The sequence below is a fragment of the Ruminococcus sp. genome (assembly GCF_024691275.1).
Lineage (GTDB): Bacteria > Bacillota > Clostridia > Oscillospirales > Ruminococcaceae > Ruminococcus.
Genome location: NZ_JAILNU010000077.1, coordinates 1 through 16,693 on the forward strand (window position 1 = coordinate 1; position 16,693 = coordinate 16,693).

Genomic DNA, 16,693 nt, shown 5'->3' on the forward strand with positions numbered 1-16,693 from the left:
GGCTGAGGCAGAAACAGTTGAACAGACTCTTACAGAATATCTCAGCGATATGTATTCAGAAGATGCATTCAGCGGAGAATTCACAAATGACAATACAGTAATCGCAGACGTAACAGAAAGTGCAAGTGTAGGCGATGAGAGTGACGAGATCGCAGATATGACAAATATCCAGGCAATGATCCTTGCCGAGAATATGTCAGCATTCAGCAATGACAGTCAGATATCCGACGGTATCAATATCGGCGATATCACAGCAGATACATCTGCACTCGACCAGCTTCTTATCAATTCATCTATGCAGTAAGTTTATTGCGCAAAAAATGTGTGCAGCGGCATATGCTGCTGCACATTTTTTGTGTAAATCGGAGGTTTGAATATGACAAAGAAACAAGACAGCGGACTGTCCTGTTTTATGATAGTTATGAAGTTCCACGGTATACCGATAACTAAGGAACAAGCAGAAAATCTGGCAGTTCTCGATCCTGACCGCAAGACTGGGGAGGTAGAGATAATTCAATCTGCCAAAGCCTTGAAAATGAAAGCAAAGCTGTGCAGCCTCAAGGTTAGAAAGCTAAAGGACGTTATCTCACCGATAATTGCAAGAGGCAAGGACGGAGAGTTCTTTATAGTTGCTAAATCTCAGGAAGAAAAATTCATGATACTCCATACGGACAAGACCGCTCCTGAGGTCGTGACCCGTGAGGAGCTTATAAAACTATGGGATGGCACGGCTATTATCATAAACAAAAAGGGAATACTCGACAGAGAAGCTATATTCAGCTTCAAGTGGTTCATTCCGACGATACTGAAGTTTAAGAAGGAGTTCATACAGGTGCTCATCGCGGTATTTACCGTGCAGATATTGGGTATCCTCACTCCTGTAATGACACAGGTCGTAGTAGACAAGGTGCTCGTACACCGAAGTATATCCACACTTAATGTACTCACCATAGGTATTGCGATAGTTTACATATACGAGCTTATCCTTGGTCTGGCAAAAAACTACGTTTTCACCCACACCACCAACCGTATCGACGTAATGCTCAGCTACAAGCTGTTCAAGCATCTGTTCGCTCTGCCGCTGAAATACTTCGAATCAAGACGTGTCGGCGAAACAGTTGCGAGAGTACGTGAGCTTGACAGCATAAGAAACTTCCTTACGGGAACGCCGCTGAGCTCAATGATAGACCTGATATTCATTATCGTGTACATCGTGGTGCTGTTCATGTACAGCAAGATGCTCACGGTCATCGTTATATGCTCGATACCTGTTTACGCAATACTTTCGGCTATTGTAACTCCTCTGTTCAAGAAGCGTCTTGACGAGAAGTTCGAGACAGGAGCTAATACCCAGTCTTTCCTCGTTGAATCAATAACAGGTGTCCAGACTGTAAAGTCATATGCTCTTGAGCCAAAGTTCGAGAAGAAATGGGGAGACTTGCAGGCAGATTACGTCAAGGCAAGCTACAAGACTTCAATGGTATCGGCTACAGCAGGTACAACAGGTCAGTTTATACAGAAGGTGTTCGATCTGCTCATACTCTTCTTCGGAGCAAAGGCTGTTATGGACGGTAACTTTACCGTGGGACAGCTCGTTGCGTTCCGTATGCTCTCAGGACGAGTAAGCGGACCTGTCCTCAGACTGGTACAGCTCTGGCAGGAATACCAGCAGGCTTCACTTTCCGTAAAGCGTATCGGAGATATCTTCAATACAGCTCCCGAGCCTGTGCTCAATACGAACCTTACATCGCTCCCGAGATTACAGGGAAAGATCATGTTCGACAAGGTACATTTCCGCTATAATCCACAGGGCGGCGAGGTCATCAAGGGTATGAGCTTCGAGATAGAGCCGGGAACAGTGGTCGGAGTCGTAGGTCGAAGCGGCTCGGGCAAGAGCACTATTTCCAAACTGATACAGCGACTCTATATTCCCGAAGCAGGTAAGATATCCGTTGACGGAATGGACATATCTCTCGTGAACCCCGCTATGCTGAGAAAGCAGATAGGCGTGGTATTGCAGGAGAACTTCATGTTCAACGGCACAGTTGCCGAGAATATCGCTATCCACTGCCCGACTGCAACAATGGAGCAGATAATCAAGTGTGCTAAAATCGCAGGCGCTCACGACTTTATCTTAGAGCTTCCAAACGGCTACGATACCGTTATCGGTGAAAAGGGTATGGGACTTTCAGGCGGTCAGAAGCAGAGAGTTGCCATCGCAAGAGCTATCCTCAATGACCCAAGAATACTCATTTTTGACGAGGCTACCTCCGCTCTGGACTATGAGTCCGAGAGCATTATCCAGAACAACCTGAAGGAGATATGCCGCAACAGAACCGTTATAATCATCGCGCACAGACTTTCAACACTGAAGGACGCGCAGAAGATAATGGTCATAGACAAGGGTGACCTTGTTGAGTACGATACCCATGAAAAGCTTATGGCACTTAACGGTCTTTATGCTTATCTCTATAATCAGCAGCAAAGGGGTGAGGTCGATGGATAATGAGCAGAGGAAATATGCATTGAAGCACAGCCGAAAGCATGACAAGGAACTGAAATATGACTTTATGCCTTCCATGCTTGAAATAATCGAGCGTCCTGCTCATGCAGCGGGAACAGTGATTATCCTCGGCATATTCACACTTCTTATAGCAGCTGTAATATGGGCTTGTCTGTCAAAAACGGATATAGTTGTAACATCAAGCGGTACGATACAGCCTGTGGGCAATATCAGCTCGCTCAATTCCTACGCAAGCGGTACTATCAAGTCCATAAACGTGGAGGAAGGTGCTTATGTCAAGGCGGGAGATGTCCTCATCGAGCTTGATACTCAGAGCCTTGATATCGACGCGGATACCCTGAACAACCAGAAGGAGGTCCTTGAAGCTCAGAAAAAGATATATACCATGATAAGAAATAATGAGGATCTTACTCAGGTGGATATATCAAAATACGACGTTAATCTTCAGCCGTATATACTCTCAATAATCGACAACGATAAGGCTTATCGCAATAATCTGAGCACTTTGGAAAGTGCAAAGGAGAATGCGGGTCTCAACAGAGATATCGCCAATATAAAGCTTGAGGAGTACAATACCAACGAGAATATCTCTCAGGCTGAATACGACGCTCAGAAGCTTGTGGTAAAACAGACGGAGAATGAGTTCATACAGGCTGAGACAAATGTGCTGAAGGCGCAGATAACCTACAGTGAGCAGGTGAACTCAAATCTTTCCGAGATAAACGGAAAACTCAGTCAGATAGGTGCTGATCTGGAAAAGTATCGTCTTTCCATAGAAAATCAGAAGATAGTAGCGCCGATAAACGGCTACATCAACAATATCGCAGTAAACAATGTGGGAGAAACAGTTACCTCCGCACAGCAGGTAGTGACTATAGTTCCTGCGGATACTCCTGTTGAAATGGTATGCTATGTCAAGAACATGGATATTGCTGATATCAAGACAGGTATGGACGCAGAGATAAAGCTCGAAGCATACCCGTACAATAAGTACGGAACGGTCAAGGGCAAGGTGAAGTACATAAGTCCAAGCTCCTTCAACACAGAAAAAATGGGCAGCGTTTACCTTGTGAAACTTGACGTTGAGAACTCCAACCCGAAGATAAATGTCATGTCGGGTCTTACCGGAGCAGTCGAAGTCAAGGTAGGAAAGCGCTCCATCATGCGTTACTTCCTCGATCCTATCGTCAAGGGCTTCGGCGGCAGCATGAAGGAGAAATAATAAAACGATCATATATTTGCTATTCAGCGTCCATGTTCAAATGGGCGCTGTTTTTGTCTGTTGAAAACAGCAAGAAATAAGAAGTTTGTAATTATTGCTGAATTTTGTAAAAGCCCTTGACTTTTACCTGCTGTAGGTATATAATGTATAGCGCCGTAAAAAAGCAAACGTTTTAGGGAAAAATGAGAGATATGGAGAAAACTATGGAAGATGTTGAAATTTTTCTCAGCAAGCTTTCTACAGAAGAAAGACTTTACGCTGAGACCGCAAAAAAACTTAATGTCCCCGATGTTACAGATAGATTCACGCTTGCAGGAGCTGTTGCCGAAAAAGGTTCGCCTGCATCATATAAATTATATATTTCCAATGAGGATATCAGCAATGAGACTATTGACGATATAAAGGCTGTTTTCACAGAAGCAGCCGAAGAAAACAAGGATATCAGGGTCGAATTTATAGTTGATGAGTTCCTGAACCTCATAGACGACAAAGCAAGGATCACAGCTGAAAGTAAGCCGCGTACACTTGTTCATCGTGACGGAGAGCTTCACCCTACGGTGCATATATGGATGATAAAGCGCCGCGACATGGGAGTATTCGTGCTGCTTCAGAAGAGAGCGCATGAAAAGGAGATCAATCCTGACTGCTACGACGTATCGGCAGCAGGTCACGTTTCTCAGGGGGAGGAGTTCAGACATACTGCTCTGAAAGAAGTTCGTGAGGAGCTTGGTCTGGACATTGACCGCAGTCAGCTCGAATTCATAGGCTTGAAGCGCTCGGAATACACAAAGGGCGATATTCACGATAATGAGCTCGTGGCGGTCTATATATGCCGTGAGAACATAAATATAGAGGATCTTACCTTGCAGTCCTCAGAGGTGTCAGAGGTATGCTGGGCAGAGATCGACGAGCTTATTTCCATAATGAAATACGAGGATATCCCGAACTGCATTTCACGCGAAGAGATGGATATGATTAAAAAAGCAGTTTTCTGATGATAATAAAAAGGCTTCCGAATTTCGGAAGCCTTTGTTTTGTATGTATTTTTATTCTGAAGCAGCTCCGCCGCCGCTGACAGGAGCAGCAGTCTCACCGCCGCCTGTAGAACCGCCGTTGTCAACAGGAGCAACAGTCTCACCGCCGCCTGTAGAACCGCCATTATCAACAGGAGCAACAGTCTCGCCGCCTGTAGAACCGCCGTTGTCAACAGGAGCAACAGTCTCACCGCCGCCTGTTGTGCCGCCGCCTGTAGAACCGCCGCCTGTATATCCGCCTGTAGTACCACCGCCGGTGTATCCGCCGGTCGAGCCGCCGCCTGAGTAACCTCCGCCTGAATAGCTGCCGTCAGCTATAGTAGAAGTTGTGGGGCTGTAATAATAATTTTCGTTCGGATAGCCTCCAGAAGGAATTTTCTGTCCCTTGTAGAAGCCTGGACCTGAAGTTATAGTACGATCGTCTTCGGTAATTTTCGGACGAGTTGTAGTTGTAGGTGCTTTTTTAGTTACTGTAGTCGTCTTGACTGATGTGGTAACATTGGTCGTGGTAGAAGTTGCGGTCACGTTAGGTTCCTTTTTGGAAATGCTCTCACGACCGATACTCGAAATGATCTTTTCGGAAGGAGTTATCGGGAACATCACGAAGAAAAATAAGATAAGCGCCGTCATTGCGATAAAGCAGCCGCATGAAACGAGGGTTATCTTGGTTGATTTTTTCAGGTTACTGAAAAAGCCATTTCCTTTACTCATTAAATAAACACACTCCTGTTATGATAGATGATAATATTATACTACTAATGTTGAAAAAAGTCAAGCCCAAGAATATCTGTTTATGTGATAATAATGTGAAAAGTTCCCTGCGGTTAGGCAGGGAACTTTCGGTTATCACTTCTTTTTCAGCTTAGCCATTTTGTAGATGAAGAGTTCGAGGGAGATAAGTCCGATAACAGAAGCTGCTGCTATGAGAGCGACCTTCAATGTGCCGTCTGAGCTGCTTTCGTCCTTATCGGAGTCGTCTTTTTTGACCTTTTCAGCCTTTACAGTAGTGCTGTCGGACTTGTTCTTTGATTTTTTTGTGGTAGTTTCCTTCTCGTCATCAGATGGCTTTTTGCCGTTGCTGTGGTGAGAGATCTCGATACCTTCGGCGGAGCTTTCCTGTGCTGTGAATGCAGCGAGCCATGCAAGTGAAGCGTTCCAGTTTATGGTACATTCGTTTACCGACCATGCCTCTATATTGTCGAGATAGCATTTCTGCGGAGGGATCGCGCCTTTCTTCCAGCCCGAACCCTGTACCCATGGATCCTGCATACCTGAGTTAGGGCCGCCGCACATAACTCCGTCGGGAGCACATGGGAAAGAGTTGTCGATCTGATTAGCCCAGAAGCGGTGGTGAGGGTGTTCTATAGCATGAGAACCGTATCCTGTAACATAAGAGTAGTCCATGGCATTTCTGCCGAGTATGTAGTCCATACCGCCAAGAGCGCCGTCGAGGTAACGATCGTCTTCTGTGAGGAGGTATGCGTAAGCCATAACGATAGAGTTATCGGTAACGAAAGAGTTTGAACCCCATATATAGCCTTCATCGCTGTCGTTGTAGCTGAGGGTGCTCTGACCGTAAGGGAGTCCGTAGCCCTGATTGGCTTCTATATCGAGATAACGGTCAGAAGCAGCAATGATAGCTTCCCTGACGATCTCAACATCGCCCTTGTCGAATTTTTCAGGGTTGAGAGCTGCGCTGAGAGTTGCAAGAGAGCTTGTATTGCCCCAGTCGAAGCTTCCCACAGTGTCAACGCTTTCACCGCCGCCGAGGGTGGTAGGTACATCAAGGAAGAACTTGTTTTCAGTTACTTCGTCGTAGTAGGCCTCATCTCCTGTAGTGATGAAAAGCTCGATGGCAGCCCAGCAGAATTCATCATCAACATCTGTATCGCCGTAAGCTCCGCCGCCAACAGATTCGTCGAGAGGTGCGAACATTGCGGGGTGCTTTTTAGCAGCAGCGTAAGCATTTTCGGCAGCTTCAAGACACTCGTCTGCGAAATCGCTGTCGATATCCTTCCAGAGTCGTGCTGCCTGAGCAGCGCAGGCTGCAAGGTTGAGAGTAGCCGCTGTCGTCGGAGGCTTAACGATACGCTTCATATCGTCGTCGGCGGGAGCGATGCCGAGAGCTGTCCATTTCTCGTCATGGGCTTTATGATAAGCCATGTCCTTGTATTCGCCCTTATCGACTATCATTTTCAGCATCCATTCCATTTCCCAGCGTGTTTCGTCGAGAAGATCGGGGATACCGTTGTTATTTTCGGGAATGAGCATCGTACCGTCGGCATATGCCTTCTCAAAGCCGTACTTTACAGCTGTTTCGTACTGGTTCTGCATGAGCCAGAGTGAGAAGCCGCCGTTTACCACGTACTTGCCGTGATCTCCTGCATCGTACCAGCCGCCTGTAACGTCGATAGAACCGCTGCTTCCGGAATAGCCCCATGTCTGTTCTATCTCAGCCATATCCTTTGGGTGACCTGCGGCACGGGCGAGGGTATCTGTATCACCTGATGAGATAAAGTCGCTTTCGATCTCGATCCCGCTGCGGTTCTGGTAGAAGTAGTTCAGGGAATCGTAAAGAAGGCTTGAATATGTTGAAGAACCGCCGATGGTGAATTCGCGGCTCTCCGAACCGTTCGCGGCTTCGATATGGAAGGTGCCTTCCTTGTCAAGTTCTGTGAAGTCGATAACGTGTACCTCGTCATCGGAGTCCTTGTCAAGTCCGAAGGGAGTGCTCTCGCCCTCGAAAACAGTCTTGCCTGATTCGTCTTTGACCTCAAAGGCTACAGGCTTGGAGGAGTCACTGAGCAGGGTAGCGCGTTTAGCTCTTTTTGTGAAGTAGCCTACCTGATTTGTGAGTATGCCTGCACGTTCCCACTCGTCGGGAGCTTTAAAGTCGTTGTCGTCGCTTGTAAGGTCGATAAGCGACATATTGTCGAATTTGATCCTGGTTCCTGCGGGGAAGCAGTCGCCGTTGGTGTACTGACCGTCGCCGCCGAGGTGGAATGCCCATTCTGCCACGTCGAGGGACTGGTTTGCCGTGAATGTTACTTCAACTTTTTTGGTCTCGTCCTTGCCTATCTGGATACAATCCCATGTCGAGTTGAAGTCAGGGCCGTTGTCAGCCATCATATTATGCCATATCTCCACATCTCCGTCGAGGTTGCCTATTTTAGTGTAATACTTACCGCTCTCGGAGGGAGTGATCTCGTATGATACCTTGTACTTGTGACCCGAAACGATCTTCAGACCTCTGTGCCTGAACTGACAGTCCCAGCGATCCTCACCGCCGCGAGAAGCTCCGCCCGGGTTGACTATCTCGACGGTATAACAGCCCTTGTCGATACTGAAATTCATTTCTCCGGGTGCTGACTCTACAATGTGCCACGGGAGACCAACACCGTCTTCAAAATCTGTCTGTCCGAGCTGCTGTCCTGCATTGGCGTTCATCGTAGCAAGCTGAGTTCCTGCGGGAAGAACTGAAGCTGATGCAATGACGGCAGATGCCGCAGCAGCAAGTGCTCTGCATATGAGTTTATCTTTTTTTCTCATGCAAAAGACCTCCATTTTTTCAAATTTTCCATTTAATACTTTAATACTTTTTTACTTTTATGTAAAGCAGCAAAATAGAAAATTTACAAATTGTACTTTTAAAACGGCAATTTGCTCATAAAATCGGGAGGCTATCAGCTTATTTAGTAAATTTAGACTATTTATCCCGAAACAACGCAAAAGCGCGTGTCAATCGAATTTTAATACTTGATTTCTTGAATTGGGTGTGATATAATAATTTGGAGTGGAGTAATCTGCGAAATATTACTTATATGCGGAGCTTTGATATGAATCATTTATTTTATCTTATCGGTAAGAGCTCGTCGGGTAAGGATACCTTGTACAGACGTATCGTTGAGGAGCTTGGACTGATACCCGCAGTGCTTTATACAACACGTCCTATACGTGATAATGAGCATGAAGGGAAAGAGTACCATTTTGTTGACGAAGCGGGTTTTCTGCGTATGAAGGATCAGGGAAAAGTCATTGAGTACCGTACCTACGATACTGTTTACGGCAAGTGGACGTATTTTACAGCCGCAGACAGTATTTTGCTCGGCGATGGCAATTGTATAGGCATAGGTACACTTGAATCTTATGTTAAGGTACGAAGCTATTATGAAAACGGTACAGTCGTGCCGCTTTATATTGAAGTAGATGATGATACAAGATTCTTACGTGCAGTGGAACGTGAAAAGGGGCAGTCAAAGCCTAAATATCTTGAGCTTTGCAGACGTTTTGTCGCAGACAGTATTGATTTTTCCGAAGAAAAGCTGAAAGAAGCAGGAATAACGCACAGATTTGATAACAGCGGTACAACTGAACAGTGCTTTTCAGAGATAAAAAAATATATTTCGGATATTACAGAAGATTGATATATTTCCTGCATACAGATGCGGGAACTTGGGAGGTTTATTGTGGAAGCAGAAGTAAAATTCAGCGAAAGTGCAAAAAGGACCATGATAATAGGCGGTGGATCAGCTTGCAAAATGCTGCTGAGAGAGATTTTCAACGCGCAGAAATCACCTTATACGGGTGATAAGATATCTGCACAGTTCAATCCGCTGTGTATTATCGACAATGCACCTGAAAAGCTCGGAACTGATGTCCTTGGCGTAAAGATAGTCGGAACACCTGAGGAGATCCCGAAATTCATAAAGGAATATGATATCGAACAGCTGATACTCGCTATCCCATCATTGACAGGCGAAAAGAGAAAGCAGCTCATAGATATCTGCAATGATACAAAGCTGCCGCTGAAGATAGTGCCGTTTATAGGAAATCTTATACTTAATGATTCATCGACGCTGCTCGGTCAGGTGCGTGATATCAAGGTCGAGGAGCTGCTCGGACGCGATCCTATTAAGTTTGACAATAAGGATATCCGCGAGTTTATAAGCGGCAAAGTGTGTATGGTCACAGGCGGAGGCGGCTCTATAGGCTCGGAGCTGGTTCGCCAGATAGCAAAGTACAAGCCTAAAAAAGTCATAATAGTCGATATTTATGAGAATAACGCATATGAGATACAGCAGGAGCTCATAATGGATTACGGCGATGAGCTCGACCTCGTTACCCTTATAGCGTCTGTGCGCGATTATTTCAGAATGAATCAGATATTCGAGAAGTATAAGCCGCAGATCGTCTTTCATGCAGCTGCTCATAAGCACGTACCTCTTATGGAAGTTTCTCCTATGGAAGCTATCAAGAACAACGTCATCGGTACATTCAATGTGGCATCACTTGCACAGTTCCATGATGTCGAGAAGTTTGTGATGATATCAACAGATAAAGCAGTCAACCCCACAAATGCTATGGGAGCATCAAAGCGCTGCTGCGAAATGATCGTGCAGTACCTCTCACAGCAGCATGAAGGCAGGACCGAGTTCGTTACCACACGTTTCGGAAACGTGCTCGGCTCAAACGGTTCGGTAATACCGCTTTTCAAGAAGCAGATAGAGCAGGGAAAGCCTGTTACCGTTACTCATGAGGACATTATAAGGTACTTCATGACTATTCCTGAAGCGGTAAGCCTCGTTATGGAGGCAGCTGCTATAGCAAAGGGCGGCGAGATCTTCGTACTTGATATGGGACAGCCTGTCAAAATAGTCACTCTTGCAGAGAACCTCATACGTATGTACGGAAAAGTGCCTTATAAAGATGTGCCTATTGTCTTTACGGGACTCAGACCGGGTGAGAAGATAAAAGAGGAACTCCTGATGATGGAGGAGGGACTGCAAAAAACCTCCAATAAGCTCATATTTATCGGTAAGCAGATAGATATTGAGGAGGAGTGTTTTGCTGAACACCTGAAAAATCTCCGTGATGCGGCACAGCTTAATAACGAAGCTGTTGCCATAAGAGCTCTTCACGAAATGGTGCCGACCTTTATTACTCCTGAGGAGTATAATAACAAGGAACTCCAGACCATATGCGGCAGTTCCGATAAAAAATAACATATAACTGCACTGCGGCAGATGCTGCGGTGCAGTTTTTTTACATATTCTGAATTAAATATTGACGTTTTTAGTGAAATCTGTTATAATAATTATGTATACATTTTGTACTATGGTAAGTTGAAAAGGCATGATCTTACCATATTTTATGGAGATGATACTTTGATAAATATATATAAGCTTGAGGAACTTACAGAAGCCGGTACCAACGAGGTGATGGAATCCATACATGAGTCGGTGGCAAAGACTTCGGGACTGTTCACCGATGCTATGGGATACCTTAAAAAGGCTCTGCCAATGATAGTGGTAGCGCTTGTCATTCTTATAATAGGCATACTCATATCAAAGCTGATAGCCAAAATAGTCGGCAAGGCTGTATCAAGATCCAATGTCAACGGTTCAGCCAAAAGCTTTCTGGTGTCGCTTATAAAGATAATACTGTACATTACAGTCGTTGTCATGGCTTTATCCGTACTTAATGTGCCAATGTCGTCCATAATCACCATACTCGGCGCAGCAGGACTTGCTATTAGCCTTGCACTGCAAAACTGTCTGTCAAACCTGAGCGGCGGATTCATCTTACTTTTCACTAAACCATTCACAGCGGGCGATACTATCGAGATAGACGGTTCTGTGGGAACTGTCCGCGACATAGGTATATTCTATACAAAGATGATGACCTTTGACAACAAGACGGTATTTATCCCCAACGGCAAGGTCACTGATGCAAAGATAATCAATTATACCGAAACTCCTACAAGACGTATAGATATGAGCTTCGATATAAGCTACAGCTCTGATTTTGACAAGGCAAGAGATGTGATACTCGGTATAATCAAAGAGGAAAAACTCATATTGAAAGACCCTGCACCGACAGTGCGCATGAGTTCGCATAACAGCAGTTCAGTGACGGTAGATGTTCTGGTGTGGGTCAACAATGGGGATTTCCTTACTGAAAAGTACAATATGACCGAGGCTGTAAAAGCCGCATTTGACGAGAACGATATCGAGATACCATTCCCACAGCTCGACGTTCATGTAAAGGAAAATAACTGATGGCAGAGAATAATCAGAAAGCACCGGAAGGTGCAAAACCAAAGAAACCAAAAAAGGAGCATAACCTGTCGTTTCTGTTATGGCTGCTGCTTATAGTTGTATTGTGGTGGTTCAACAACTTTGCTCTGAAAGAAACTCATGTTGAAATAAAAACCGCTAAAGTGAAGTCGACGCTGAAATTTGCGATAATCAGCGATCTTCATGCAACAAGGTATGGCATAAGCAATAAGACCATATCGAACGCGATCAGAGAGGCTCACCCTGACATAGTTTTCATGCTGGGAGATATGTATACGAGCGACAGCAAATGGGAGATCATGAGCAAGCCTATCGAGCTTGCCGCTGATATCATTTCCGCAGGTTATCCTGTATATGCGGTAACAGGCGAGCATGATACCGATCAGAGATACATTTCCGAGCTTGAAAAAGCAGGGGTAAATGTCATGAATTATAAGGATCAGGTCATAAATGTCAGAGGAAATGATCTCCATATCATGGGCATTGACAACGTTTTCTACAGCGATACCTTCGACCTGAACTCTGAGTTCCAGCTGGTCGACGGCTGCTACAATATTCTTCTGGCACATATACCCAACTATGATAAGTTTTCCGCATTCGGAGCTGATCTGACTCTTTGCGGAGACACTCACGGAGAAATGGCTCGTTTACCATTTTTTGGTCCGATATATCATTCCGAAACAAGTACATGGCTTCCAAAGCTTCTGGATTCGGAGCTTGAAATATATGACAAAGGTCTTTTTGACTACGACAGGGGAAAGATGTTCGTAACATCAGGTATCGGAAGTTATCCGTATCCTGTTCGTTTCTGCAACCGTCCTGAAGTTGTCATAATGGAAGTAAAACCAAAGGGGTGAAAATATGAGTAAGGACAACATAACTGATATTGCTGTAATAGGGGGCGGAGCATCAGGACTTGCAGCAGCTGTCGAAGCTAAAACAGCCCTTCCGAAGGCAAAGGTAGTTATACTTGAAAAGCTGGACAGAGTCGGCAAGAAGATACTTGCGACCGGCAACGGACGATGCAATCTGAGCAATATCAATCTTACGTCTGACCATTATCACGGAAGCGTGAAAAATGTAATGCGCATTATTGGTTCAACACCTTCGGCAAAGGAATTCTTTGGCGGACTGGGCTTACTGTGCATTGCAGATTCAAAGGGAAGGATCTACCCGCGCAGCAACAGTGCAGCCACTGTACTTAATGCGCTGAGACTTAAAGCTCAGCAGCTGGGAGTGGTGGAACGCTGCGGCTTTGAGGCGAATTTTATCGAGAGTACACCCAACTGCTTTAAGATATCTACCGTATCCGGGGAAAAATTCCCCTGCAAAAGGATAATAGTAGCGGCAGGAGGTTATGCGGCTCCGCAATTCGGAACAGACGGCAGCGTTATCAGGCTCATGCGCAGCAAAGGCTGTCATACAACAAAGATATGTCCTGCGGTAGCTCCGCTGAGAGTGCGTCCGGAGCTCCTGAAAGGTCTCAAGGGCGTTCGTGCCAAGGGCAGGGTAACAGCATATTCCGGCGGCAGATTCCTCAAGGAGGAAGTGGGGGAGATACAGTTCACCGAAAACTCACTTTCGGGAATATGTGTGTTCAATATGGCGCATTTGTTTTCACATTATGAGGGAAAGCTCACACTCAGACTCGATCTTGCTGAGGATATGGTCATGGATCAGCTTCTGGGCTACCTTCGTGTGATACAGTATCAGCGCGGAAAGCAGACTCTGGAGGAGCTCCTTACAGGAATGTTCCCGCGTAATCTGGCAACATATCTTACCAAAAGAGCTCTGGGAAAGCCGCTTAATGAGCCTATTTCATCTATTCGTGAAAATGAGTTTCGTCAGCTGGCACAGCTGGTGAAGAATCTGGAGTTCGATGTTACCGGAAGCTCATCGTGGAAGGACGCGCAGGTCACTTCGGGCGGCATCAGCGGCGACTGTATTGACGAAAGATTGCAGCTCAGGAGCGAAAAGGGCATATTCCTTTGCGGTGAGATACTTGATGTTGACGGCGACTGCGGCGGATATAACCTGCAATGGGCGTGGTCATCAGGAATACAGGCAGGGAGAAGTTGTGCTGACTCCCTGAGAGGAGGACTTACATGATAAGAGTCGGAGGTATAAAGGTCTCGCTGGATACGGACCTTGCCGACCTTACAGGACTTTGTGAAAAAAAACTGAAAATAAGCCGTGACAGGATCAAAAGCGTAAAGCTCGGAAAGAGATCGGTCGATGCACGAAAAAAGTCAGATGTGCATTTTCTAATTTCTCTTGATATAGAAGCAAAGGGCGAGGACAAGCTGCTGAAGACCTTGAAGAATGCAGTAAAGCTCGAAAAGACGGAGTATATAGTCCCTTTGCTCGGTGAAGCCGCTGACCGACCTGTTATCGTGGGCTTCGGACCCGCAGGAATGTTTGCGGCACTTGTGCTGTCAATGGCAGGAGCGAAGCCCATAGTCCTTGAAAGAGGCGGCGATGTGGATTCACGCTGCAAGGCAGTGGAGGAATTCCAGAGCGGCGGCAGACTTGATCCTGAGTGCAATGTACAGTTCGGCGAAGGCGGAGCAGGTACATTTTCCGACGGAAAGCTTACAACAGGCATCAAGGACAGACGTATAGGCTGGGTATTCGAGCGCCTTGTGGAGTTCGGAGCACCTGACGAGATACTCTGGCTCGCTAAGCCGCATATCGGCACGGATAAGCTGCGCGGAGCTGTAAAGTCGCTCCGTGAGCGCGTCATCTCTCTGGGTGGAGAAGTTCGCTTCAACTCAAAATTCTGTGGATTTGAGGCTGAAAACGGCAGCCTTACTGCGGTGAGATATGAGCATGGCGGAAAAACCGAAACAATAGATACGAACAGCCTTATCCTTGCATCAGGTCACAGTGCAAGAGATGTTTTTGAGCTGCTTTATAAAGAAAATATAGCCCTTTCGCAGAAGAATTTCTCGGTGGGAGTTCGTGCGGAGCATCTCCGCAGTGACATAGACAAGGCGATGTACGGCGATTTTGCAGGGCACCCTGCACTGAAAGCGGCAGATTATAAGCTTGCTGTTCACCTTCCTAACGGACGTACACTGTACACGTTCTGTATGTGTCCTGGAGGATATGTTGTGGCAGCTTCTTCGGAGGAGGGCAGGCTTGCTGTCAATGGCATGAGCTGCTTTGCCCGTGATGCCGAAAACTCCAACAGTGCTCTCCTTGTGAATGTGGGGACTGAGGACTACGGCAGCGATCACCCACTTGCAGGTATGTACTTTCAGCGTGAGCTTGAGGAGAAAGCCTTTAAGGCAGGCGGCTGCGATTACCGCGCACCTGCGGCGGTGCTGCGTGATTTCATGGAAGGCAGGGTAAGCGATAAACTCGGAAGAGTCAAGCCGTCCTATCGTCCGTCGGTAAAGTTTGCAGCTCCCGAGGAGTATCTCCCTGATTTTGTATGCGAGTCACTTAAACTCGGCATAAAGGAAATGGGAAAGAAGATAAAGGGCTTTGACGACGGAGATACACTGCTTACAGGCATAGAGAGCCGCAGCAGCTCTCCTGTACGCATAAACCGCGGTGAGGATATGCAGTCGCTGTCACTGAAAGGCTTGTTCCCCTGCGGAGAAGGAGCAGGCTACGCAGGCGGCATAGTTTCTGCGGCAGTTGATGGTATGAAGTGTGCGGAAGCAGTCTGTGAAAGAATAGAAGGGCAGCGTAAAAACTGATGAAGATAGTATACATATCAAAAGGAAAGATGTTCCTGTGCAATGAGGGAAAGGTGTCAGAGCTGCCGTGCGAAAGGGCTGCGAAGTATGCCGATACCGTCAACGAGATAAACAGGAACAAGGAGTGGAAACACAGCGGCAAGGGTGCGGAGTTCATGGGAGCTGTCGAGCACTATGCAGATGCCGCAGACAGCGCCTGTATTTATGGTATATCCGCAGCTGACAGCGGCATGATATATGCTGCAAAGCTTGGAGAAATGGGCGCGATATACAGGAAAGACACCGATTCGCCAAAAGCTCCCGAGGGACATATCTATACGGGCATGAACAGGCAGATAAGCGATATTTCCTTCAAGGACGGCAGGATCGCAGCCATAATGGACGGCCATCTTGCAATATTCGACGAGCGAGGAAATTATGATGAGATGACTGACGGAGCTTCTATCGAGTCTTCACCATGCTGGTCGGCATCTGACGGCAGGATACTTTGTTCCACCGTCGGCGTGGCTATAGACGGCGGCTCAGGTGTGTCGCCGAGCTCCATACTCTCGCTTGATCTTGATGCGGGAAAGATAGAGGAGCTCTTTGCGGATAAGGATAATGACCTCATAAAGCCGATGAACGACGCTGACGGAAACTATTATTTTATACGCAGACCATACAGACCAAAAACGGAAAAGAGAGAGCCTGTGTGGAAAGCAGTACTGCTGTTTCCCGTGAGACTTATAAAGGCGATAATAGGCTTCCTCAATGCGTTCAGTGTCATTTTCGGCGGAGAACCACTCAGGAAAAATCAGCGCAGGGACGACGTGAAAACAAAGAACAAGTCAGGCAGGGAACTGTATTTCGAGGGAAGACTTCTCGAAGCCGAGAAGAACGAGAAGGAAAATGCCGCTTCGGGAGACAAAAACCCAGGTATCTTCCCGCGCAGCAGAGTGCTTGTTAGGGTCTCTCCCGACGGAAGCGAGACAGTTCTTAAAAAGGGCGTACTTGATTATACTCTTTGCGACGAGGGAGTGATATACTCCAACGGCAAGGAACTCATACTTCTCGGAAAAGGCGGCGACGAAAAAGTTATCGCAGATGCGTCCTTTGCAGAAAATTTAAGTGTTATAAAATAAGAATGGGAG

The 16,693-nt window shown here is 46.4% G+C and carries 13 protein-coding genes; 11 read left to right on the top strand and 2 right to left on the bottom strand.

Annotation, left to right across the window (positions count from 1 at the left end; all coding sequences use genetic code 11):
- The 4 genes from K6G33_RS09165 to K6G33_RS09180 all read left to right on the top strand — a co-directional run.
- Positions 1-304 (top strand): hypothetical protein (locus K6G33_RS09165; protein WP_296778615.1); only part of this gene is annotated, 304 nt, incomplete at its 5' end.
- A gap of 72 nt (positions 305-376) precedes the next feature.
- Complete coding sequence (locus K6G33_RS09170; protein WP_296778616.1) at positions 377-2,506, top strand: type I secretion system permease/ATPase; 2,130 nt, start codon at positions 377-379, stop codon at positions 2,504-2,506.
- Positions 2,499-3,746, top strand: coding sequence for an HlyD family efflux transporter periplasmic adaptor subunit (locus tag K6G33_RS09175; protein WP_296778619.1), 1,248 nt, complete (start codon positions 2,499-2,501; stop codon positions 3,744-3,746). The genes K6G33_RS09170 and K6G33_RS09175 overlap by 8 nt, the downstream gene beginning before the upstream one ends.
- A 203-nt stretch (positions 3,747-3,949) precedes the next feature.
- Positions 3,950-4,741, top strand: a complete 792-nt coding sequence (locus tag K6G33_RS09180; RefSeq protein ID WP_296778621.1) for an NUDIX domain-containing protein — start codon at positions 3,950-3,952, stop codon at positions 4,739-4,741.
- A gap of 51 nt (positions 4,742-4,792) precedes the next feature.
- On the opposite strand, the gene K6G33_RS09185 is transcribed toward K6G33_RS09180, so the two are convergent.
- Together K6G33_RS09185 and K6G33_RS09190 are read right to left on the bottom strand one after the other, a co-directional pair.
- The gene (locus K6G33_RS09185) at positions 4,793-5,491 is read right to left on the bottom strand and encodes a hypothetical protein (RefSeq protein WP_296778623.1); all 699 of its coding nucleotides are present in this window, start codon (positions 5,489-5,491) and stop codon (positions 4,793-4,795) included.
- Between the two features lie 135 nt (positions 5,492-5,626).
- Positions 5,627-8,329, bottom strand: coding sequence for a glycoside hydrolase family 9 protein (locus K6G33_RS09190; protein ID WP_296778626.1), 2,703 nt, complete (start codon positions 8,327-8,329; stop codon positions 5,627-5,629).
- Positions 8,330-8,616: 287 nt separating this feature from the next.
- On the opposite strand from K6G33_RS09190, the gene K6G33_RS09195 reads away from it, so the two are divergent.
- The 7 genes from K6G33_RS09195 to K6G33_RS09225 all read left to right on the top strand — a co-directional run bounded on the left by K6G33_RS09195 (position 8,617) and on the right by K6G33_RS09225 (position 16,684).
- Positions 8,617-9,204, top strand: a complete 588-nt coding sequence (locus K6G33_RS09195; protein WP_296778629.1) for a GTPase — start codon at positions 8,617-8,619, stop codon at positions 9,202-9,204.
- Positions 9,205-9,246: 42 nt separating this feature from the next.
- Complete coding sequence (locus K6G33_RS09200) at positions 9,247-10,782, top strand: nucleoside-diphosphate sugar epimerase/dehydratase (RefSeq protein ID WP_296778632.1); 1,536 nt, start codon at positions 9,247-9,249, stop codon at positions 10,780-10,782.
- Positions 10,783-10,944: 162 nt separating this feature from the next.
- On the top strand, positions 10,945-11,838 hold the full coding sequence (locus tag K6G33_RS09205) for a mechanosensitive ion channel domain-containing protein (protein WP_296778635.1): 894 nt from the start codon (positions 10,945-10,947) through the stop codon (positions 11,836-11,838).
- The gene (locus K6G33_RS09210) at positions 11,838-12,713 is read left to right on the top strand and encodes a metallophosphoesterase (protein ID WP_296778638.1); all 876 of its coding nucleotides are present in this window, start codon (positions 11,838-11,840) and stop codon (positions 12,711-12,713) included. The genes K6G33_RS09205 and K6G33_RS09210 overlap by 1 nt, the downstream gene beginning before the upstream one ends.
- Before the next feature lie 4 nt (positions 12,714-12,717).
- Positions 12,718-13,965: an aminoacetone oxidase family FAD-binding enzyme gene (locus K6G33_RS09215; protein WP_296778640.1), complete on the top strand. Its 1,248-nt coding sequence runs from the start codon at positions 12,718-12,720 to the stop codon at positions 13,963-13,965.
- A complete protein-coding gene (locus K6G33_RS09220; RefSeq protein WP_296778643.1) occupies positions 13,962-15,563 on the top strand; it encodes an NAD(P)/FAD-dependent oxidoreductase in 1,602 nt (533 codons plus the stop codon). Before K6G33_RS09215 ends, K6G33_RS09220 begins: the two co-directional genes overlap by 4 nt.
- Positions 15,563-16,684, top strand: a complete 1,122-nt coding sequence (locus K6G33_RS09225) for a hypothetical protein (RefSeq protein WP_296778645.1) — start codon at positions 15,563-15,565, stop codon at positions 16,682-16,684. Before K6G33_RS09220 ends, K6G33_RS09225 begins: the two co-directional genes overlap by 1 nt.
- Positions 16,685-16,693 lie beyond the last annotated feature (9 nt).